This is a genomic window from Gemmata sp. SH-PL17, assembly GCF_001610855.1.
In the GTDB taxonomy this organism is placed as follows: Bacteria; Planctomycetota; Planctomycetia; order Gemmatales; family Gemmataceae; genus Gemmata; species Gemmata massiliana.
The window spans coordinates 4,863,751-4,882,996 of record NZ_CP011271.1 but is presented as its reverse complement, the minus strand read 5'-3'; the positions used below and the strand labels follow the sequence as shown (position 1 = coordinate 4,882,996).

General features: G+C 64.3%; 16 protein-coding genes. 13 read left to right on the top strand and 3 right to left on the bottom strand.

The features are described 5' to 3' along the window. Positions 1-68: 68 nt before the first annotated feature. The gene (locus tag VT84_RS40995; protein ID WP_239465420.1) at positions 69-1,961 is read left to right on the top strand and encodes a DUF1559 domain-containing protein; all 1,893 of its coding nucleotides are present in this window, start codon (positions 69-71) and stop codon (positions 1,959-1,961) included. A 167-nt stretch (positions 1,962-2,128) separates the two neighbouring features. On the opposite strand, the gene VT84_RS20190 is transcribed toward VT84_RS40995, so the two are convergent. Then, positions 2,129-3,583: a sigma-54-dependent transcriptional regulator gene (locus VT84_RS20190; RefSeq protein ID WP_082840769.1), complete on the bottom strand. Its 1,455-nt coding sequence runs from the start codon at positions 3,581-3,583 to the stop codon at positions 2,129-2,131. Between the two features lie 219 nt (positions 3,584-3,802). On the opposite strand from VT84_RS20190, the gene VT84_RS20185 reads away from it, so the two are divergent. The 6 genes from VT84_RS20185 to VT84_RS20160 all read left to right on the top strand — a co-directional run bounded on the left by VT84_RS20185 (position 3,803) and on the right by VT84_RS20160 (position 12,634). Continuing rightward, entirely contained in the window at positions 3,803-7,999 is a 4,197-nt protein-coding gene (locus tag VT84_RS20185) for a PAS domain S-box protein (protein ID WP_082840768.1), read from the top strand. Continuing rightward, on the top strand, positions 7,956-8,423 hold the full coding sequence (locus VT84_RS20180; RefSeq protein ID WP_052555152.1) for a response regulator: 468 nt from the start codon (positions 7,956-7,958) through the stop codon (positions 8,421-8,423). The genes VT84_RS20185 and VT84_RS20180 overlap by 44 nt, the downstream gene beginning before the upstream one ends. Further along, on the top strand, positions 8,401-9,585 hold the full coding sequence (locus VT84_RS20175) for a hybrid sensor histidine kinase/response regulator (protein ID WP_052555150.1): 1,185 nt from the start codon (positions 8,401-8,403) through the stop codon (positions 9,583-9,585). Before VT84_RS20180 ends, VT84_RS20175 begins: the two co-directional genes overlap by 23 nt. A gap of 146 nt (positions 9,586-9,731) precedes the next feature. Beyond that, a complete protein-coding gene (locus VT84_RS20170; protein WP_052555148.1) occupies positions 9,732-11,546 on the top strand; it encodes an AI-2E family transporter in 1,815 nt (604 codons plus the stop codon). 62 nt (positions 11,547-11,608) lie between these two features. After that, positions 11,609-12,016, top strand: a complete 408-nt coding sequence (locus tag VT84_RS20165; RefSeq protein WP_052555146.1) for a YqjD family protein — start codon at positions 11,609-11,611, stop codon at positions 12,014-12,016. Positions 12,017-12,160: 144 nt separating this feature from the next. Next, complete coding sequence (locus VT84_RS20160; protein ID WP_082840767.1) at positions 12,161-12,634, top strand: hypothetical protein; 474 nt, start codon at positions 12,161-12,163, stop codon at positions 12,632-12,634. Positions 12,635-13,043: 409 nt separating this feature from the next. Here VT84_RS20160 and VT84_RS20155 read toward each other — a convergent pair whose 3' ends face one another. Beyond that, the gene (locus VT84_RS20155; protein ID WP_157469661.1) at positions 13,044-13,448 is read right to left on the bottom strand and encodes a hypothetical protein; all 405 of its coding nucleotides are present in this window, start codon (positions 13,446-13,448) and stop codon (positions 13,044-13,046) included. 178 nt (positions 13,449-13,626) lie between these two features. Here VT84_RS20155 and VT84_RS20150 point away from each other — a divergent pair, with 178 nt between their 5' ends. From VT84_RS20150 to VT84_RS20140, 3 genes are all read left to right on the top strand, one after another. After that, positions 13,627-14,052: a hypothetical protein gene (locus VT84_RS20150; RefSeq protein ID WP_052555139.1), complete on the top strand. Its 426-nt coding sequence runs from the start codon at positions 13,627-13,629 to the stop codon at positions 14,050-14,052. Between the two features lie 67 nt (positions 14,053-14,119). Then, positions 14,120-14,584: a DUF2383 domain-containing protein gene (locus tag VT84_RS20145; RefSeq protein ID WP_082840766.1), complete on the top strand. Its 465-nt coding sequence runs from the start codon at positions 14,120-14,122 to the stop codon at positions 14,582-14,584. A gap of 38 nt (positions 14,585-14,622) precedes the next feature. Then, the gene (locus tag VT84_RS20140; protein WP_082840765.1) at positions 14,623-15,138 is read left to right on the top strand and encodes a TspO/MBR family protein; all 516 of its coding nucleotides are present in this window, start codon (positions 14,623-14,625) and stop codon (positions 15,136-15,138) included. Positions 15,139-15,390: 252 nt separating this feature from the next. On the opposite strand, the gene VT84_RS20135 is transcribed toward VT84_RS20140, so the two are convergent. Beyond that, positions 15,391-15,627: a DUF2934 domain-containing protein gene (locus VT84_RS20135; RefSeq protein WP_082840764.1), complete on the bottom strand. Its 237-nt coding sequence runs from the start codon at positions 15,625-15,627 to the stop codon at positions 15,391-15,393. A gap of 447 nt (positions 15,628-16,074) precedes the next feature. Here VT84_RS20135 and VT84_RS20130 point away from each other — a divergent pair, with 447 nt between their 5' ends. The 3 genes from VT84_RS20130 (at position 16,075) to VT84_RS20120 (ending at position 19,241) form a co-directional block, all read left to right on the top strand. Next, positions 16,075-16,248: a DUF1328 domain-containing protein gene (locus VT84_RS20130; RefSeq protein WP_082840763.1), complete on the top strand. Its 174-nt coding sequence runs from the start codon at positions 16,075-16,077 to the stop codon at positions 16,246-16,248. A gap of 113 nt (positions 16,249-16,361) precedes the next feature. Beyond that, positions 16,362-17,288: a YihY/virulence factor BrkB family protein gene (locus VT84_RS20125; RefSeq protein ID WP_082840762.1), complete on the top strand. Its 927-nt coding sequence runs from the start codon at positions 16,362-16,364 to the stop codon at positions 17,286-17,288. Between the two features lie 81 nt (positions 17,289-17,369). Further along, positions 17,370-19,241, top strand: a complete 1,872-nt coding sequence (locus VT84_RS20120) for an alpha-amylase family glycosyl hydrolase (protein ID WP_082840761.1) — start codon at positions 17,370-17,372, stop codon at positions 19,239-19,241. Positions 19,242-19,246 lie beyond the last annotated feature (5 nt).

The window sequence follows — 19,246 nt, the reverse complement described above, 5'->3', positions numbered from 1 at the left end:
TCGGGTGCGGCGGTCAACGTGAGCCGCCGCTTCACACTCAACACCGACCTCTTCCCGAGGTGTTCACCGTGATCCAGGCACGACTCCTGCCCGGGCTGGCGCTGATAGCCGGGCTATCCCTGTACGCACCCTCGACCGCACAACAACCACCTTTACCGGGAAGCGGACCCGGTGAGGCGTCACCAGCGGCTTCCGCACTGCCGGTCGTGCCGAAGTCGGCCGGCGCGTTCGTCACGCTCAAGGTTTCTGACCTCGCGCGCAACCCCGATTTGAAGGCCGTACTCGCGCAACTCGCGAAGCAACCGGACGCGCTCGCGGGGCTGACCGAAGTGATCGGTGTTTCGCCGATGGAGATCGATCGCGTCACGCTGTTCTGGCCGCGCCTCGTGCCGCACGGTGGGGCGGAGCCGATCCTGGTCGTGACCACGACCGCCCCATTCAACGAAGTCCGCGTGCTGAAGAACCTGAAGGCCGAACCGGTATTCGAGAGCCATTTGCTCCCCGGTCAGCGTGCATTTGGTGGTGCCCCGCCGCGAATCGAGGCGAAGTCGCCTACTCCCGTCGAGCGCCCGGTCGAAGTGGTTCCCGATCCCAAGGACGCAGATTCGTGCTCGGCTACCGCGGACGGCGGGGACGCGGAACCGTTGTGCTATTCGCTCGCACGCAACCCGTTCTCGGTGCTGTTCTTGGTGGACGACCGCACCCTCGTGTTCCTCCCGGGGGAGCGGAACGGCGAACTCACACGGTTGGCCCTGCTCAGCGCGAGCCTGAAGAAGAACGCGACCGGTCCGCTCGCCGACGCGCTCGCGGCCGCGGGGAACCACACGTTCGCCGCGGGTGTTCACCTGTCGCCGCTGTTCCGTGAATTCGATCGCCACGTGCCGCGCGATCTGGTGCCGTACACCGCGCTCCTGGCGGCGCGCAACGCGGTCATTACGGGCGACCTCAACGAGTCCGCGAAACTCAAACTGACGCTCACGTTCGACGACGCGACGGCTGCGAAGAGGGCCGCGCCGGTGCTCGAAGAGGGCATCGGGACGGTCGCCGAGAAGCTGAACGAGTGGGCCGCGGAGATGAAGGAGAGCCGCCGGCCGTTCGAGAAGTCCGCGGCGCCGATCATGAGCACGTTCGCCGCGAGCTTGAAGAAGGTCAGCGTGAAGACCGAAGGTGCGGCTGTGCTCGCGAGCACCGAGGTCGATGCCGGTCCGGTCGCGTCGAAGGCGTTCGGTGATTTGCTCCAGGCCGTTCAGAGCCGTAAGAAGGCCGAGCAGCGGATGAACAACCTGAAAATGATCGGCATCGCGCTTCACAGTTATCACGACGCAAACGGCCGGTTCCCTACGAACGTCTACGGGCCGAAGGGCGAAGTGCTACTCAGTTGGCGCGTTCACCTGCTGCCGTATCTGGAACAGGACAATCTTTACCGGCAGTTCAAGATGGACGAGGCGTGGGACGGCCCGAACAACAAGGCGCTCATCGAGAAGATGCCGAAGGTGTACCTCGCGCCCGACCGGGACCACGCGAAGGGTGAGACGTTCTATCAGGGGTTCATCGGTTCCGATCCGCAAAAGGGGCAACCAAAGGGAATCTTCGGGCGCCCGTGGCTGCGGCAGGGGGAAAAGACCGGTCTCGCGATCACGTCGATCCACGACGGCACCTCGAACACGCTCGCCGTGATCGAAGCCGGTGAGGGCGTCATCTGGTCGAAGCCCGCCGACCTACCGTTTGGTGGGGCGGTTCCTCCACTCGGCGACAAGGGCTGGGACCGCACCCCAGCGCTGCGCTTCGACGGTAGCGTGAGCTTGTTCCCGACCAACCTCAAACCGGAATTGTTCTGGCCGTATGTCACGATCGACGGGGGCGAAGTGACCGTCGATCCCGAGGACGCAGCAGGCTCCAATCGCCCGCCACTCGGGGCGCGCACGGCTCCTCCGCCGGCCGTGAAAGTAGCGCCGAAGTGACGTCTTTCTCTGGAACGCGAACGGTGCAGTGACTAAACACAAGGGCGGACGAGAATGATCTCGTTCGCCTTTTTGGTGAGCTTATTGTGAGAGCATGATCGCGGGTTTTCGCCCGCCGTCCCAGGATCACTGGCAGGAGCGGTGCCGAGTTTTGCGCACTTCGCCGCTCACTCGCCGCCCTTGAACTGCGATTTGTCGATCTTGTACTGCGCAATCTTGTCCGTGATGCTGCGGCGCGACAGCCCGGTGATCTTCGCGCACTTACCCACGTGACCCCGCGACCGCTTCAGCGCCCGGCGAATGTACCGCTCCTCGAACGCCGCGACCAGTTCGGCCAACTGATCCGGTAGCTTACGGGTCAGGTCGACGTGGAACGGGTTCTTCCCGCCCTCGGTTTTGCGCCCCACTTCCGGGGGTAAGTCCTTCGTGCGAATGACGCCGTCGCGCGCGGTCACGCAGGCGCGCTCGATGGCGTTTTCGAGCTGGCGCACGTTCCCGGGCCACGGGCACTTCGTCAGCATCGCCAGCGCTTCCGGGCTGACCGTCGGCGGTTTCTGGTTGATCCGCGCGAACTTTTCACAGAAGTGCGACACGAGCACCGGGATGTCCTCGACGCGCTCGCGCAGCGGCGGCAGGTCGATCCGCACCACGTTCAGCCGGTAGTAAAGGTCTTCGCGGAACTTCCCGTCCTTCACCAACTTTTCCATGTCCTGGTGGGTCGCCGCGACCACCCGCACGTCCACCTCGATCGGCTCCGTGCCGCCCACGCGCTCGAAGCGGCGCTCTTGCAGCACGCGGAGCAGTTTGATCTGCATCGACATCGGCACGTCGCCGATCTCGTCGAGGAACAGCGTCCCCTTGTGGGCCAACTCGAACCGCCCGATGCGCTTGCGGTCGGCGCCGGTGTACGACCCCTTCTCGTGGCCGAACAGTTCGCTCTCGAGCAGGTTCTCGTTGAGCGCACCGCAATTGACCGCGACGAACTCGCCGGGCCGGAACGCGGTGGACGCCTGGTGGATCGCCCGCGCGACCTGTTCCTTCCCGCTCCCGGTCTCCCCGCGGATCAGCACCGTCGAACTGGTGTCGGCGACGTTGCCGATCAGCTCGAACATGTCGTACATCTTGGTGCTGCGGCTCAGCACGTTCTGGAAGGCGTGCCGGTCGCCGAGTTCGCGCCGCAAGGCCGCGACCTCGTCCCGCAGCGTGCGCTCACGCAGCGCGCGCTGGACGATGAGTTGGAGGTGCTGCGGGTCCGGCGGCTTGGTCATGAAATCGTAGACGCCCATCCGCATCGCTTCGACCGCGTCCTTCACGTTCCCGTGGCCGGTGGTGACGATCACGGTTACGGGGATCTTCTCCGCCTGAATCGCTTCGATCAGCTTCATTCCGCCGACCTTCGGCATCCGCAGGTCAGTAATGACCAAACTGTACGGCTTGCTGCGGAGCAGCGTCAGCCCTGCGGCGCCGTCTTCGGCGGTGTCGACTTCCAGCCCGAGGCTCATCTGCAAGAGTTCTTGGAGCGAAGTGCGAGTGTCTTCCAGATCCTCGACGACCAGGACTCGTTGCGCAGGAGAGGGGGCGGGGGCTGGCACGGAAGGTGCAGGAGTCGTGTCGTTAACCATGCGCTGTTCCCACGTTGATTGTCTGCTCGTGTATTCTACACCCCGGACTGGTCCTGTGGAACACACCCGCACTTTGACCCGAGTGTTTTCGGATCCGTTGCGTTCCGAATTCTGGGTCGACACAAATAAGAGCAGCCGCGCCCGCCGTTCGGCGTCACGGTACACGGAGTGTGCCGGTTGCGCCGACCCGTTCGGCCCTTCGCCCGACCCAGGGGAGCCATGTTCGAGGTACTCACCGGCCTGTTCGACCCCGCGGACTTCACGCGCCGCGGGGAGGGTGGAAGCGGTTGGACCCCCGCCCTGATCTGGCTGCACGCGACCAGCGACTTTTTGATCTGGTTGGCCTACGTTTCGATTCCGCTGGTGCTGTTCTATTTTACGCGGCGCCGCGACCTGCCGTTCCCGCGCCTGTTCGTCCTCTTCGCGCTGTTCATCCTCGCGTGCGGGACCACGCACCTGATCGACGCGCTGCTGTTCGAGTACCCGGTGTACCGGTTCGAGGGGGTGATGAAGGCCGTCACCGCGGTCCTGTCGTGGGTCGCGGTGGTGGCTCTGATCCAGGTGATCCCGCGGGTCATGCCCACAGTGGCCGAGGCCGTGTCCGTGGCCGACACCGGCACCAAGTTGCACCGGCCGCTCACCCGAGGTGCTGTGCGCGGGGTGCCCTGGCGCGCTTACATCATCGGCATCCTGGTCGGGGTTCTCGCGCTGCTCGTGCGCGGGGTCGTGGACCCACTTTTGAGTAGTGACCAGATCTTCGTCGTCGCGCTGCTCGGGGTCGTGTACGTGAGCTGGCAACACGGGTTCCGGCCCGCGCTGGTGACCCTGATTATCAGCGTAGTCGGGTACATGTACTTCTTCTTGGCCCCGCGGGGGACGCTCTTCATTACGGGGTTGGGGAACCAGTTGGCGAGCGCGCTGTTCTTCTTCTGCGGCGTGGCGTGTGCGGCGCTGGGGGAGTCGCAACGGGTTGCTCAGCGCCGGGCGCGGGCCGCGCTCGCGTCGGCCTTGAACCGCCAGGAGGAGTTAGAATCCGAGGTGGTCCGGCGCCGGGTCGTGGAGGCGGCCTTGCGTCAGAACGAGAGCGAACTGACGGCCGCGCGGAACCAGGCCGCCGAAGCACTCGCGCGGTTGGATGCGTTCTTCGACAACGCGCCAGTGGGGATCGTGTTCTTCGATCCCGAGTTGCGATACGAGAAGGTGAACACGTACCTCGCCGCGGCGAACGGCAAGCCGGTGAGCGAGCACTTGGGGCGCAAACTCACGGACGTACTGCCCGATTTCCCGAGCGACGTGGCCGAAACGTATCGGCTGATCGCGACCGGCGCGATCGGCGGGTTTTCGGGCACCCTTCAGCGCCCCAACCACGCCATCGAGAACGGCACGCTGGCGTGGCACGTGACCGCGTTCCCCGTGCGCCGCGCGGACGGGCGGACACTTGGGGCCGGGGTCGTGCTCCACGACATCACGGAGCAGAAGCGCACGGCCGACGAACTGGCCGAGCGCGCCCGGGCGACCGCGCTCCGGGCGGACGTGGCCTCGGCCCTCGCGACCACTCGCGAAACGACCCCCGCGCTCCAGAATTGCGTGGAAACGCTGGCGGACGCGCTCGATATGGCGTGCGCGCGTATTTGGCTCACCGACGCGAGCGGCGAGGGGCTGGAGCGAATCGCGGGGGCCGGCTCGGACGACCTCCCGACCGCTCCCGAGCGCGTGGCGATGGCCGACTCTCTGATCGGCCGGATCGCCCGGACCGGGCGCCCGCACGTGACGAACGACGCGCGGAACGACCCGGATTTGGGTCAACCGGGAGTGCGCGCCTTTGCCGGCTACCCCCTGACCGTGGACGGGCGCGCCTTCGGCGTGTTGGAACTCGTTTCGGGCACTCGGCTCTCCGGGGCGCTGATCGCGGACCTCGACCCGATCGCCGCGAGCGTCGCGCAGTACATCGACCGGCGCCGGACGAGCGGCGCGCTGAGCGAGAGCGAGGAGCGGTTCCGGACGATGGCCGACAGCTCCCCGGCCCTCATCTGGCTCTCGGAACCGGACCGGCGCCGAACGTACTTCAACAAGACGTGGCTGGCGTTCACCGGGCGCTCTCCGGGTGAACTGGCCGGGTTCGGCTGGGTCGACGACGTGTACCCCGACGACCGCGCCCGGTATATGGACGCCTACAACGGTGCCGCCGACCGGCGCGAACCGTTCGGGCTGGAGTACCGCCTGCGCCGGCACGACGGGGAGTACCGGTGGGTGCTGGCACGCGGCACCCCGCGCCACACGGCCGGGGGCACGTTCGTGGGGTTCGCAGGCTTGTGCCTGGACATCACCGACCAGCGCGACGCCGAACTCGCGGTGCGCCGGAGCGAGGAACGCTACCGGACTCTGACCGAGGCAGTGCCGCACATCGTCTGGAACGCGGACGCGAACGGCGAGATCACGTACTTCAACCAGCGCTGGATCGAACAGACCGCGCTGCAACTCGACGAGGCTCACGGGCGCGGGTGGACACAAGCGATTCACCCCGACGACCGGGACCGCGTGTACACCGCGTGGCAGGAAACCGTGAACCATGCGGCGGCCGGCACCGCGGACCGGTTCGGGGAGGAGTTCCGGTTGATGCACACCGGGACCGGCGCCTACCGTTGGTTCCAAAGTGTCGCGGTTCCGCTGCGCCACGCGGACGGGCGCGTGGACCAGTGGATCGGATCGATGGCCGATATCCACGACCAGAAAACGGCCGTGGAGAAGATCCGCGCGAGCGAGGCGTTCCGCCGGAGCGTGTTCGAGAACAGCCCCGACTGCCTCAAGGTGTTCGACCTCGACGGGCGCGTGCTGGAGATGAACGAGGCCGGGTGCCGGCTCATGGAAGTGGACGACTTCGATGCGATTCGAGGGAGCTCGTGGGCCGAGCAGTGGCCGGTGGCGAACCGCGAAACGATCCGCGAAGTCGTTACGGGCGCCCGGGCCGGAACCGTCGGGCGGTTCCAGGGATTCTGCCCGACCGCGAAAGGTACGCCGCGGTACTGGGACGTGTCGGTGGCCCCGCTCCCCGGCGCGAACGGTCAACCGGACCGGTTGCTCGGGGTGTCGCGCGACGTGACCGAGCAGCGCCGGGCCGAGGAGCAAATGCGGGCCAGCGAGTTGCGGTTCCGGACGCTGACCGAGACCGTTCCGCAAATCGTCTGGACTTCCGACCCGCAGGGCGCGGTGACGTTCTTCAACCGGCGCTGGACCGAGTTCACCGGAGCGGAACTGGAGTCCGGGCGCCAGACCGGGTTCGGGGGCGAGTTGCTCCACCCGGACGACGCGGACCGGCTCCGCGCCGGGTGGCAGCTCGCGGTCGCGCAACGGGCCGACGGGTTCTCGCAGGAGTTCCGCTTGCGCCGGGCGTCCGACGGCGAGTACCGCTGGTTCCTCTCCGCGGCCATTCCCCTGCGCGACCCCACGGGGGCGGTCGGCGAGTGGGTCGGGACGCTCACCGACATCGACGACCAGAAGCGCCAGCGGGATTTTCTCGAACACGTGGTGCGCGAGCGCACGGCCGCGCTGGAACAGGCGAACGTGGCCCTGACCGGCGAAATCGAGGTGCGGAAGGGGACCGAACAGAAGGTCCGGGCGGTGGCCGCGGAACTGGAACGCAGCAACGGGGAACTGGAGAAGTTCGCTTACATCGCCTCGCACGATTTGCAGGAACCGCTCCGCAAGATCCAGGCGTTCGGCGACCGGCTCGTCACGAAGTGCCGCGAGGAACTGCCGGACAAGGGAAAAGAGTACGTCGACCGCATGCTGACCGCGGCGGGTCGGATGCGCCGGCTCATTGATGACCTGCTCACGTTCTCCCGCGTCACCACGCAACAGCGCCCGTTCAAGCAAATCGATTTGGACAAACTGGTCCGGGAGGTCGTGTCGGACCTGGACATTCGGATCGGGCAGGCGAACGGGCGGGTCGTAATCGGTGCGCTGCCCGCGGTCCACGCGGACCCGACGCAGATGCGGCAGTTGTTTCAGAACCTGATCGCCAATGCGGTAAAATTTCACCGGCCGGGTGTCCCACCCGTGGTGGAGATCACGTCCGAACTCGTGGCCCCGGATCCGAACGAGCCCGGGGCGGGCCGACCGTTTTACCGCTTCTGCGTGCGGGACAACGGGATCGGGTTCGACGAGAAGTACCGGGACCGGATCTTTGAAGTGTTCCAGCGGCTCCACGGGCGGGACGAGTACGAGGGGACCGGGGTCGGGCTCGCTATTTGTCGCAAGATCGCCGAGCGGCACGGCGGGACGATCACGGCCCACAGCCGGCCGGGGGAGGGGACCACGTTTGTGGTTACCGTCCCGGTCCACCAAACTCAACCGCACGAGGGTAATAAGACCGATGTCCGACCGGAGCAAACCGATCACCATCCTGATGGCCGATGACGATCCCGATGACCGGCAACTGACCCGGGAGGCGTTCGAGGAGAACCATTTGGCCAACGATTTGCGGTTCGTTGAGGACGGGGAGGAGCTACTCGATTATTTGAACCAGCGCGGGAAGTTCGCCGGGGAAGGAGCGGCCCCCCTCCCGGGACTGATCCTCCTTGATCTGAATATGCCGCGGAAGGACGGGCGCGAGGCCCTCCAGGAGATTAAAGCGAACCCGCGCTTGCGCAACATTCGTGTTGTGGTCATGACGACCTCCAAGGCCGAAGAGGACGTGCTGCGGAGTTACGATTTGTCGGCCGCGTCGTACATCACGAAACCGGTCACCTTTGAGCGCCTGGTCGACGTGGTGAGAACGCTTGGGAAGTATTGGTTGGAAATTGTGGAGCTGCCCCCCGATGGGAACGGATCTCAAGGCTGACCGCGCCCCCGGACTCGCCACCCGGGTACTGCTAATCGACGACGACGAGGACGACCGGTTCTTGACTGAGGAGCGCTTGGCGGACGTTCCCGGTCGGCCGTACACCCTGGACTGGACGCCCCATTACGGGGAGGGGCTTGAGGCGATCTGCACCGGTACCCACGACGTGTACCTGTTGGATTTTCACCTCGGAGCGCGCACCGGCATCGAGTTGCTCCGCGAGGCCCGCGCCCGCGGGCGCTCGGCGCCGGTGATTCTGTTCACCGGGCAGGCGCACTCGCGCACGGACCTCGAGGCACTCGACGCGGGTGCGGACGACTATCTGGAGAAGGCCGGACTCACTTCTTCACTTCTGGACCGGGCGATCCGGTTCGCGGTGGCCCAATCTCGGGCCGCGGCCGAACTGGAGCGCAAGGTCCAGGAGCGCACGGAGGAACTGGCGCGCGCGAACGCTGCTCTGCGCGAGGCCGACAAGCGCAAGGACGAGTTCCTCGCGCTCCTGGCCCACGAACTGCGGAACCCGCTCACCCCCATCACGAACGCCCTGGAAATCCTGCGGCTCGCGAACGATACGGGCGACACGGTCCGGCGCCAGCGCGAGCGCATGGAGCGCCAAGTCGCGCAGCTCAAGCGCCTCGTGGAAGACCTCCTGGACGTGTCCCGGATCACCACCGGGAAGCTGCGCTTGACCATCGAGACGCTGACGGTTCAGGACATCATGGAGTCCGTACTCGATATGAGCCGGTCGCTGTTCGAGAAAGCCGGACTGGAACTGATCGTGGATGTTCCAACCGCCCCGGTGAAACTGGACGGTGACCGGGTTCGGCTCACGCAGGTGTTCGGCAACATCCTCAACAACGCGAGCAAGTTCACCGAACCGGGCGGTCGGGTGTGGCTCACCGTGAAGCCCGTTGGAGGGCGCGTGACGGTGAGCGTGCGCGACACGGGGGTCGGCATCTCGGCCGCCGTGCTCCCGCAACTCTTCGGGCTGTTCACGCAGGTCGACCGCACATTGAACCGGTCGCAGGCCGGATTGGGGATCGGTCTGGCGCTCGTGCGCAAGCTCGTGGAGATGCACGGCGGCACGGTCTCTGCACACAGTGAAGGGCCGGGTACCGGGGCCACGTTTACCGTTCACTTGCCCGTCACCCGCTCGGCCTGATTCGCAGTAATTGAAGCAGATTCGACACTTCTAACCGCGCACCTCGGTTCGCTCGACCGGGCACCAAGTTGCCGCGCGCGGTGGCACTCCCCTTGCGTGTATTGAAGCACATTTGCTGGTGCTTCTGACACGGAAGGGGACTCATCATGGCATCGGACTGGCAACGCGCTCTCGTCGCGCTCTCCGCGACGGTCGTCGGTACAGCGCTCATCGCGCTGCTCTTTTGGGCGCGCTCAATTTTCATTCCCGTAACGCTCGCGGTCTTCCTGTCGTTTGTGCTGGCGCCGGTCGTGAACCGGTTGCAGCGGCGCGGGTTGGGGCGAACCCCGGCCGTTATCGTTACGGTCGGGCTCCTGGTCCTCGTGACCGCGGGGGTCGGGGCCGCGATCACGCAGCAGGTCACGCAACTGGCCGACACGCTCCCGGACAAAAGGGACACGATCCGGCAGAAGGTCACGGCCGCGAAGGAATGGGTTGTTGGGAACGGGAATAGTCGGTTCGGGGAACTGATCGACGACGTATCGAACGCCGTGTCCCCGAAGCCTGCGACGCCCCCGATGGTGGTTGAAACGCAATCGTCGTCGTTCACTTCTCAGTTGGACGTGTACCTCGGTCCCGCGGCCGAATTCCTGGGGCAAGCGGCGTTCACGTTCATCCTGACCGTGTTCATGCTCCTGAAGCGCGAAGATCTGCGCAACCGGATGATTCGACTCCTGGGTTCCGGGAAGGTGACCACAACTACGAAGGCCGTGGACGATGCGTCCCAGCGCATCAGCCGATACCTGTTCAGCCAACTGATGGTGAACAGTGCGTTCGGGGCCATCATTACGGTCGGCCTGTTCATTCTGGGAGTGAAGTATTGTCTGTTGTGGGGGTTCATCGCCACGCTGATGCGCTACGTGCCGTACATCGGAACGTGGGTGGGGCTGATCCCGCCGGTGCTGTTCTCGTTCGCAACTGCCCCCGATTGGGGCGGCGGCTGGGGGCAACCGGTCGCGGTGCTCGCTCTGTTCATCGGCCTGGAAACGTTCTGCAATAACGTGGTCGAGCCGACGCTGTACGGCAAGAGCATGGGTTTGTCGGAAGTGGCACAACTGGTGGCCGCGGCGTTTTGGGCGTTCCTGTGGGGACCGATCGGTCTGATCCTGTCCGGTCCGCTCACCGTGTGCCTTCTGGTGTTGGGGCGCCACGTCCGACAGTTCGAGTTCTTCGTCGTGCTGCTCGGCGACGAACCCGCACTGGAGCCGCAAGTCGCGTTCTACCAGCGTCTCACGGCACGCGACCAAGACGAAGCCGCCGAAATCGCGCTGGCCGTGGCGGGAGAACACGGACCCGATACCGCGTTCGATCAGATCATTGTTCCGGCACTCTGTCTGGCGCGGCGCGACCACGACGCGGGGGATTTGGATAAGGCCGATCTGCGGTTCGTGGTCGGCGCGACGCGCGAAGTCGCGGAGGAGATCGCGGAACTCCGGGCGCCTGCTACCGGGGCGACGGACGCGCGGGTGCGCGTGCTCGTGGTTCCCGCTCGGGACGAAGCCGAGCACGTGACTGCCGAAGTGTTCGCGATGACCCTCGACGTGACCCGCTGGGAAGTGAAGGTCGCGGGCGATGAGACGCTGGCTTCCGAACTGATGGAACTGGTCGCCGAGTTCCGGCCCGCGGTGGTCGTAATCGCCACGATGCCGCCCGGCGGCGTGTCTCACGCGCGCTACCTGTTGGCCCGGATGCGCCAGCGGTTCTCGGACGTGAAACTCCTCGTAGGGCGCTGGGGTTGTGAATCGGCGGTACTCGATCCGCGCAGCGAAACCATCAAGAATACGGACGGGATCGACCGGACCCTGGGCGATACGCGCAAGCGACTCGCCGAGATGCACCCAACTCTACTACCTCAAAAGACATCGGGTACGGAGCGTCTGACGCGGGCCGGAACTGAACTGGTTGGCACGGCGGGTGCATAACGGTGTGGTGTCATCGGGAGAACGGGTTTCCCCCGGACTTCAAACTCTTAGGAGGTTCTACCGTGGCTGATCTCAAAGACCGCATGAAGACCGGTATCGATAACGCCGCCGACGCCGCCAAGAACGCGACCGACAAAGCCGCGGGGGCTGCTCAGGGCGCGAAGCAAGAGGGGCAGAACGTCGTCGACCGCGTGCGCGATAACGCACAGGGGCTGATCGACCGTGCCGGCGACGTGGCCGGTCAAGCACGCGAAAAGCTCCAGGAGTGGGCCGGCGACGCGCGTGAAACTGTTCGGCACGCGGGCGGCAAGGCGGAACAGTGGGCGGAAGACGCCTACAGCACCGCGTCCGATTCGGTCGGTGACTTCGGGCGCGAAGTGACGAACCTCGTCCGCAAGCACCCGCTCCCGGCTCTGCTCATCGGCTTCGGCGTTGGGCTGCTCATCGGGCGCACCGCGCGCGCGCTCTGATCTCGGAACGGTGACGTACCGCAGCGGCCCCGGGAGTGTTCCCGGGGTCGCTGTCGTTTGTATCGTTGCTTTGGTAATAAGTGACGAGTGGCACATACTTTGCGATTCTGCGACGTGCGCCCAATGTCACGGAGACCCAATTCGATGGTCACCACTACTACTCAACGTCGCTCGAAATACGCACCATCCGTCGTCACGAAAAACGATCTGCTCGAACTACTCAATGATGATTTCACGCGCGAGTGTCGGGCGATCTATGCGCACGCGGTGTTCGCGGAGCGCCTCAAGGACGCGGACGCCGCGGCTTCGGCCGCCGTCACGCGGGCCGGGCAGGAAACGGTCCTCGCGTCGCTGGCACTTTGCCAGCTCATCTATGACTACGGCGGGATCGTCGCGAATGACCTCGACGAACTCAACGCGGTGCTGAACGCCGACCGCGTGGCCGCGGCCGATTGGACCGCGGAAACGCTGCGTCGGCTCCACGAGCGCGCGGGCCAGCTCCGTGCCGCGGGTGAGCCGGGGCTTGCGAAGCGCGTGCGCCGGATCATCGCCGCAAAACGGGCCGCCAAGCCGCTCGCCGAACTGATTACCGGGCGGCAGCGGAGCGGAGCGAAATGAGAACGGAATGTGACAATCGAACGTCCGCGCGGCCGGGGATTCCCGGCCGCGGTTGTTTTCCTGGGGCTTTTATTGCGAGGGCAGGACAGAGCGCCAATCCGTCCGTTAACACTCGCGGTTTGTCAGGGGCTTTCTGGGCGAACGGTCGGTGTGAGCCGCCGGTGCAGGTCTCCAGTTACAGAGCAGAAGAGTTTTGACAGGATTAACAGGATCGACAGGATTCAGAAGACAATCTCGCGTTCGGTCTTATCCGGTTGATCCTGTTAATCCTGTCAAAAAAATGCTTCTTGCTTGCGCCTTTCACCGACCGAAGAGGGCGCGTAACTCAAGCGGGTGCGAATGGCCCGGAAAAACAAAACCGCTCCCGAAGTTCGGGAGCGGTTCGCGTTGGGTCGAAGACCGCGAGCTCTCAGTGCGCGGGGACGATTTGCGGCGGTGCTTGTGGTGCCGCTGTAGTGGGGGCCGTTGTCACCACGGGAGCAACGGGCGCGGCCGGAATCGTGTTGGCCGGCGCGACGACCGCGGGCGGGTGTGCGGCCGCAGTTTGTTGGATAATGGCTTCGGCATTAAGCGCTGCTTGCGGGGGCAGTTCCGATTGCCGGGCCGCACGACCGAGCGGCCCGAGGATAAGACCCAGGAAAATAAATGTCGTGCCCGTAAGGAACAGGCCCGCGACCCAGAACCACTGAGACCGGTTCAACTCGTACTCGCGCGTGAAGTACCACACGAGGGTCCACACGCATAACAAGGAACCGCCGGTGACGTATCCGAGGGCCGTCCGCGGACCGAATGCCGGGTGGGAAAGCATGGGCATGATCCTGCTCCAATTCGCATGAGTTAAGGGCCGCTGGCCCGTTCCAGTTACGACCTACTGACTCCTTTCAATGCAACGCTCATGCCGCGGCGCGGGTCGGTATGGCACAGCGGTTGCGTAACTCAGTCGTACCCGACACTCCCGTCGGGAGAATCTGCTGATCCCAAGAGGACACATAATGCGCGTTTGGTATACCGCGGCCGCGGCACTGGTGGCGTTCGGACTCGGGTGCAACAAGAGCCCCGAGGGTGGTACGCCCGGGACGAACGCTTCGTTTAAACTCTCGCTGCCCGGTGGTACTAGTTCCACCCTTGCTAAAGACGTGAAGCAGGGTAATTCCGAGAGTTACGACGCAAGCATCGATCGCGGCTCCGATTTCAAGAAAGACGTGAAGCTGTCCGTCGCGTCGAAGCCGGAGAAGATCGACGTCAAGTTGAACAAGGATTCGATCAAGGCGGGAGAGGGCGATACGAAATTCACGATCACCGTAACGCCCGCGAAGGACGCGGCGATCGGCGAGCACGAAATCAAGATCACCGGTACGCCGGCTGAGGGGCAGCCCACGAGCGGCACCTTCAAAGTGAAGGTACTTGAGAACAAGTGACCGATCGGCGGCGCACGTCCCGGCCCGTCGGCACCCGCCGGCGGGCGTTTCACATGAGGAGTCCCCGATGAGCACTGCAACGCATGAAACGATGACCTGCGATACCGATGCCCTGAACTCACTGTTGCGGGGCGAGCTGTCGGCGGTCGAAACGTACACCCAGGCGATGGGCAAGTTCGATGACCCGGAGGTCGTCGCCGAACTGCAAAAGATCCGCGACGAACACAGCCGCGCGGTGCGCGAGCTGCGCGACCACGTGATTACGTTCGGCGGGGCACCCGCGGAAAGCTCCGAAGTTTGGGGAACGTTCACCGCGACCGTAACCGCGACCGCAAAAGCTCTCGGCCCCGCGACCGTGCTGGCGGCGCTGCGTCAGGGCGAAGAACACGGGATCGGCGCATACGAGGACGCGCTCCACAACGAGGACATCCACCCGGACTGCCACCGGATGATTCGCGGTGACCTGCTGCCCGCGTGCCGGAGGCACGTCGAGGGATTGAATCACCTTCTCGGTTGCAGTCACCACGATTGAGTGGTAAAGGCACCGCGGCGCCCGAAAGGATTTCCGTCATGTCTTCACTCACGTGCAATTCTGTCGGTAGCACGACCAAGCCGGGGCCGGGGTTGACCGGGGTAGCGGTCATCGTTTCCGCGACCGCTCTCGTTGGTGTGCTCGGTGGTCTTATCACCGCTCCCGCGGTGGACAGTTGGTACCGCGAACTCTCGAAGCCGTCGTGGACCCCGCCCGATTGGGTGTTCGGTCCGGTCTGGGCGGCGCTGTACGCGATGATGGCGATCGCGGCCTCGATCGTTTGGGTCGAGCGCAACAGCGACGATGTGTGTTGTCCGTTGAGTGCGTTCGGCGTGCAACTGGGGCTCAACCTTGCGTGGAGCGTGTGTTTCTTCGGCCTGCACAGCCCGCTCTTGGGCTTCCTCGACATCTGCCTTTTGTGGGTTATGGTCGCGGTCACGATGGCCGAGTTCTTCTTGGTGTCGCGAGTCGCGGGGCTGCTCATGGTGCCGTACTGGTTATGGGTCACGTTCGCGGCGGCCCTGAACGCCACGATCGTGATTCACGGTGGCTGAGAAGTATGAGTCAACCTGACAACAGAGGCGGCCCGCTCGAACATCGAGCGGGCCGCTTGTGTTTCTGGTGGGAGTCCGAACCTACCCCCCCCCATCCCCCTCCCTGAAGGGAAGGCAACCTAACCCCCTAACCCCCTTCCCTAAGAAGGAAGGGGGAACAGAAACAAAAAACAGCAGACACAATACGGTCCGAGACGGTTTGAAGCCCCTCTCCGTTTAGGGGAGGGGTTGGGGAGGGGTCATAGCCACAACCTACCGCGGGGCGGCCAGCTCCTGTTCTGCACGCAACCAGAACTCGACCCCGTCACCTTCCGGTTGGCCGGCCTGTTCCCACAAGAAGAACGCTCGTGCTCGAATCTTGTCGGTGCTCACCTTTGCAGGGTGAGATGCGGGTTGCAGCGATACCGATTCCGACGCGGCTGCCGGGTTCGTGCGTTGGCTGACCTGTGTGCGGTTGTTCTGCGCGGGGGAGGACGGCTTATTGGCCATGTGTTTCTCCAGATTGAGAGGCGAAGTGCGCTAGGGAGTCGTCCGGTAGCGGAAGACCAGGCGTGCCATTCTACGCAGACCGCGGAATCCGCGAATCACGTTGGGAACTTCTCTGCTCTGAGTCGCGCGGCAAAGATAAAAATCGCGAACCCGACAAACGAGTCGCGTCGCGTGTGAAGCAGGAAAATGCTGCAATTTCTAGCGTTTGGCGGCTTGTTTGTACCGCGTTTCGCGTCGTGGGGAATTGGTGGATAGCGAATTGGCACGAAGGCTGCATTAGTATCAATCAACTCGCCGCAAGGCGGGATGACAGAACAAACTGCTGATCGAACAGATCAACAGAAACAATACAAACGACTTGATTTTCGTGTCAACCTGTCGCGCCCGACGAGTCGCGGCAGTTCAGCAATACTCCTTTACTCACTTACCACCAACTGGGAGATAGTCATGCTCCGCTGGGCACTCATGTTCTTGGTCGTCGCGCTGATTTCGGCCCTGTTCGGGTTCACCGATGTGGCCGGTACCTCGATGGTTGCTGCTAAGATCCTGTTCTTCGTCTTCTTGGTGATGTTCGTCGTGTCCCTCGTCTTGGGGGGCCGGTCCACCAGAGACGTTGTCTAGCGGTAAACAGTGCCGCTCGCAGTGACCCACCCAGTCCGGGTGGGTTGCTGTGTTTTTGGGCCGGTATTTGGCGCGCACGTTGCAATGGGCTTGTCACCAGCGAGGTCAAAGCAATGAAGATCACACCACGAGACACTTGGAATCTGTTGAGAGATTCCGGCTCGAAGTTCATTGAGGACAAGGCCCCGCGGATCGGGGCCGCGCTCGCGTACTACACCGCACTGTCGCTGTCGCCGCTGCTACTCGCGGTGGTCGCGATCGCGGGGCTCGCGTTCGGTCAGGAAGCTGCGCGGGGCGAGATCGTCGAGCAGTTCCGCGACACGATCGGCGTCGAGGCCGCGAGCTTCGTCGAGCAACTCGTGCTGAAAAGCTCATCGCAGTCCGACGGTATCATCGCTACGGTGATCGCGCTCGGGGTGCTGTTCTTTGGCGCGTCGGGCGTGTTCTCGGACATGCAGAGCGCGCTGAACACGATCTGGAAGGTGCCGGGCCGTAAGCCCGAGGGCGGGATTCTCGTCATCATCAAAGAGCGTCTGCTCTCATTCTCGCTCGTATGCGGGGCCGCGTTCTTGTTACTCGTTTCGCTCGTGGTGACCGCGGTGCTCGCGGGGGTCAACAGCCACATTGCCGGGTGGATGCCCGGAATGGACTCACTGGCACAGGTAATTAACTTCGGACTGAATTTCGCGCTCACCGCGGCGCTGTTCGCAATGATCTTCAAGTGGCTCCCGGAAACACAGCTCGCGTGGCGCGACGTGGGGGTCGGTGCCTGCGTGACCGCGGGGCTGTTCTCGATCGGGCGCTACCTGATCGGGCTGTACCTCGGGAAGGCCGCGGTCGGATCGACATACGGTGCCGCGGGCGCGTTCGTGGTACTCTTGGTGTGGATCTATTACTCGACGCAAATCCTTCTGTTCGGTGCGGAACTCACGTTCGTGTACGCCCAGCGATTCGGTTCCGGGGTCCGCACCGCGGACGGCGCGCTGGTGGAACCGCGTGCCGCGACGACCCCGGACCTCGCTCCGGCGGCCGTGAGTTAACGGAAAACGGTTCACATTTTCTTTCCTTTCGGTCGGCGGGTGCGTTTGTCGCCCGCTGACGTCATTCAGGAGTTAGCGCAAATGCTCGCGACGAAGCCCATCGCACGCACCCGCCCGTACCCTGCCGCAGAAGTTCGGCGCGGGCGGACCTCGACGGCGACCGTTCACCCCGGCATGGGGGCGATCCCACACGCGACCGGAGTCGCGTTCCGCGTGTGGGCACCGCACGCCGAGAGCGTGGCCGTGGTCGGGACGTTTAACAACTGGGACAAGACCAAGAACCTGTTCACCCGCGAGAACGGCGAGGGGTACTGGTACGTGGACGTGCCCGGCGCGAAGATCGGCGCGGAGTACCGCTTCGTTCTCAACACACCGGCCGGCGAACTCTCGAAGATCGATCCCTACGCGCGCGAGGTGACCAACTCCGTCGGCAACGGCGTCGTCCACGACCCGAACTTCGATTGGGGCGAGGAGTTCTTCCCCAGCCCGAAGTGGAACGAAATGGTCATCTACGAACTGCACGTCGGCACGTTCAACGACGAGAAGCCGGACGACCCGCTGCCCGCGACGTTCGAGAGCATCGTCCGGCGGTTCGATCACCTCAAGCGCCTGGGCGTGAACTGCATTCAGGTGATGCCGGTCGCGGAGTTCGCGGGCGACCGGTCCTGGGGGTACAACCCGGCCCACATGTTCGCGGTGGAAAGTTCCTACGGCGGGCCGAAGAAGTTCAAGGAGTTCGTCCGCGAGGCGCACCGCAACGGGTTCGCGGTCATTCTGGACGTGGTCTACAACCACTTCGGCCCGAGCGACCTCGATTTGTGGCGGTTCGACGGGTGGAGCGAGAACGACGGCGGCGGGATCTACTTCTACCAGGACTGGCGGAACGAGACCCCGTGGGGCGCGACGCGGCCCGATTACGGGCGCCCCGAAGTGCGCCAGTTCGTTCGTGATAACGCCCTGATGTGGGTCGAGGACTACCACATCGACGGCCTCCGGATGGACATGACGCTGTACATTCGCAGCGTCCGCGCCGACGGGGAGCCGAACCTCCCGGACGGTTGGACGCTGATGCAGTGGATCAACGGCGAGATCCGGGAGAAGCACCCGAACACGATCACCATCGCCGAAGACCTGCAACACAACGACTGGATCACGAAGCCGGTGGGGGAGGGCGGGGCCGGCTACGGGAGCCAGTGGGACGACCAGTTCGTTCACCCGATCCGCGAGGCCGTCATCACGGCCGAGGACGAGCACCGGTCGATGGAGGCGGTCGCGGCGGCACTCACGAACCGCTACAACGCGGATGCGTTCCAGCGCGTGATCTACAGCGAGAGTCATGACGAGGTGGCCAACGGGAAGGCGCGCGTGGTCCACGAGATCGCGCCGGGCGACCCGAAGAACTGGTTCGCGCAAAAGCGGTCCACGCTCGCCGCGGCACTGGTGTTCACGGCACCGGGCATTCCGATGCTCTTTCAGGGGCAGGAATTTCTCGAAGGCGAGTGGTTCCGCGACACAGTCCCCGTGGACTGGGACAAACGTGCGGAATTTAAGGGCATCGTTCGGCTGTACCGCGATTTGATTAACCTGCGGTTGAACCGCGGCGGACAGTCGCGCGGGCTGGCCGGGCAGCACATTCAGGTTATTCGGGCCGATGAGACCGCAAAAGTGATCGCGTTTCACCGGTGGATGGACGGTGGAGAAAGTGATTCTGTGGTTGTAGTTGCGAACTTCCACCGGGACGCGCGCGAGGATTTCCGGATCGGTTTTCCCGCACCTGGGGCATGGAAGTTGCTTCTTAACTCAGACTGGGAGGGTTACAGCACGCTGTTCGGCAACCACCCTTCCTCCGACGTGACTGCCGAAGTCGGCGAGTGCGACGGGTTGCCGAACCACGCGGCCGTGAACATCGGCCCGTACAGCGTGCTGGTGTTCGCACAAGCTCATAACTCCTGAGGACG

What these genes read in the sequence shown, in the direction of transcription:
- VT84_RS20190 (WP_082840769.1), bottom strand. Translation starts at nt 3,583, where the DNA reads ATGGTTAACGACACGACTCCTGCACCTTCCGTGCCAGCCCCCGCCCCC.
- VT84_RS20185 (WP_082840768.1), top strand. Translation starts at nt 3,803, where the DNA reads ATGTTCGAGGTACTCACCGGCCTGTTCGACCCCGCGGACTTCACGCGC.
- VT84_RS20180 (WP_052555152.1), top strand. Translation starts at nt 7,956, where the DNA reads ATGTCCGACCGGAGCAAACCGATCACCATCCTGATGGCCGATGACGAT.
- VT84_RS20175 (WP_052555150.1), top strand. Translation starts at nt 8,401, where the DNA reads ATGGGAACGGATCTCAAGGCTGACCGCGCCCCCGGACTCGCCACCCGG.
- VT84_RS20170 (WP_052555148.1), top strand. Translation starts at nt 9,732, where the DNA reads ATGGCATCGGACTGGCAACGCGCTCTCGTCGCGCTCTCCGCGACGGTC.
- VT84_RS20160 (WP_082840767.1), top strand. Translation starts at nt 12,161, where the DNA reads ATGGTCACCACTACTACTCAACGTCGCTCGAAATACGCACCATCCGTC.
- VT84_RS20155 (WP_157469661.1), bottom strand. Translation starts at nt 13,448, where the DNA reads ATGCCCATGCTTTCCCACCCGGCATTCGGTCCGCGGACGGCCCTCGGA.
- VT84_RS20150 (WP_052555139.1), top strand. Translation starts at nt 13,627, where the DNA reads ATGCGCGTTTGGTATACCGCGGCCGCGGCACTGGTGGCGTTCGGACTC.
- VT84_RS20145 (WP_082840766.1), top strand. Translation starts at nt 14,120, where the DNA reads ATGAGCACTGCAACGCATGAAACGATGACCTGCGATACCGATGCCCTG.
- VT84_RS20140 (WP_082840765.1), top strand. Translation starts at nt 14,623, where the DNA reads ATGTCTTCACTCACGTGCAATTCTGTCGGTAGCACGACCAAGCCGGGG.
- VT84_RS20135 (WP_082840764.1), bottom strand. Translation starts at nt 15,627, where the DNA reads ATGGCCAATAAGCCGTCCTCCCCCGCGCAGAACAACCGCACACAGGTC.
- VT84_RS20130 (WP_082840763.1), top strand. Translation starts at nt 16,075, where the DNA reads ATGCTCCGCTGGGCACTCATGTTCTTGGTCGTCGCGCTGATTTCGGCC.
- VT84_RS20125 (WP_082840762.1), top strand. Translation starts at nt 16,362, where the DNA reads ATGAAGATCACACCACGAGACACTTGGAATCTGTTGAGAGATTCCGGC.
- VT84_RS20120 (WP_082840761.1), top strand. Translation starts at nt 17,370, where the DNA reads ATGCTCGCGACGAAGCCCATCGCACGCACCCGCCCGTACCCTGCCGCA.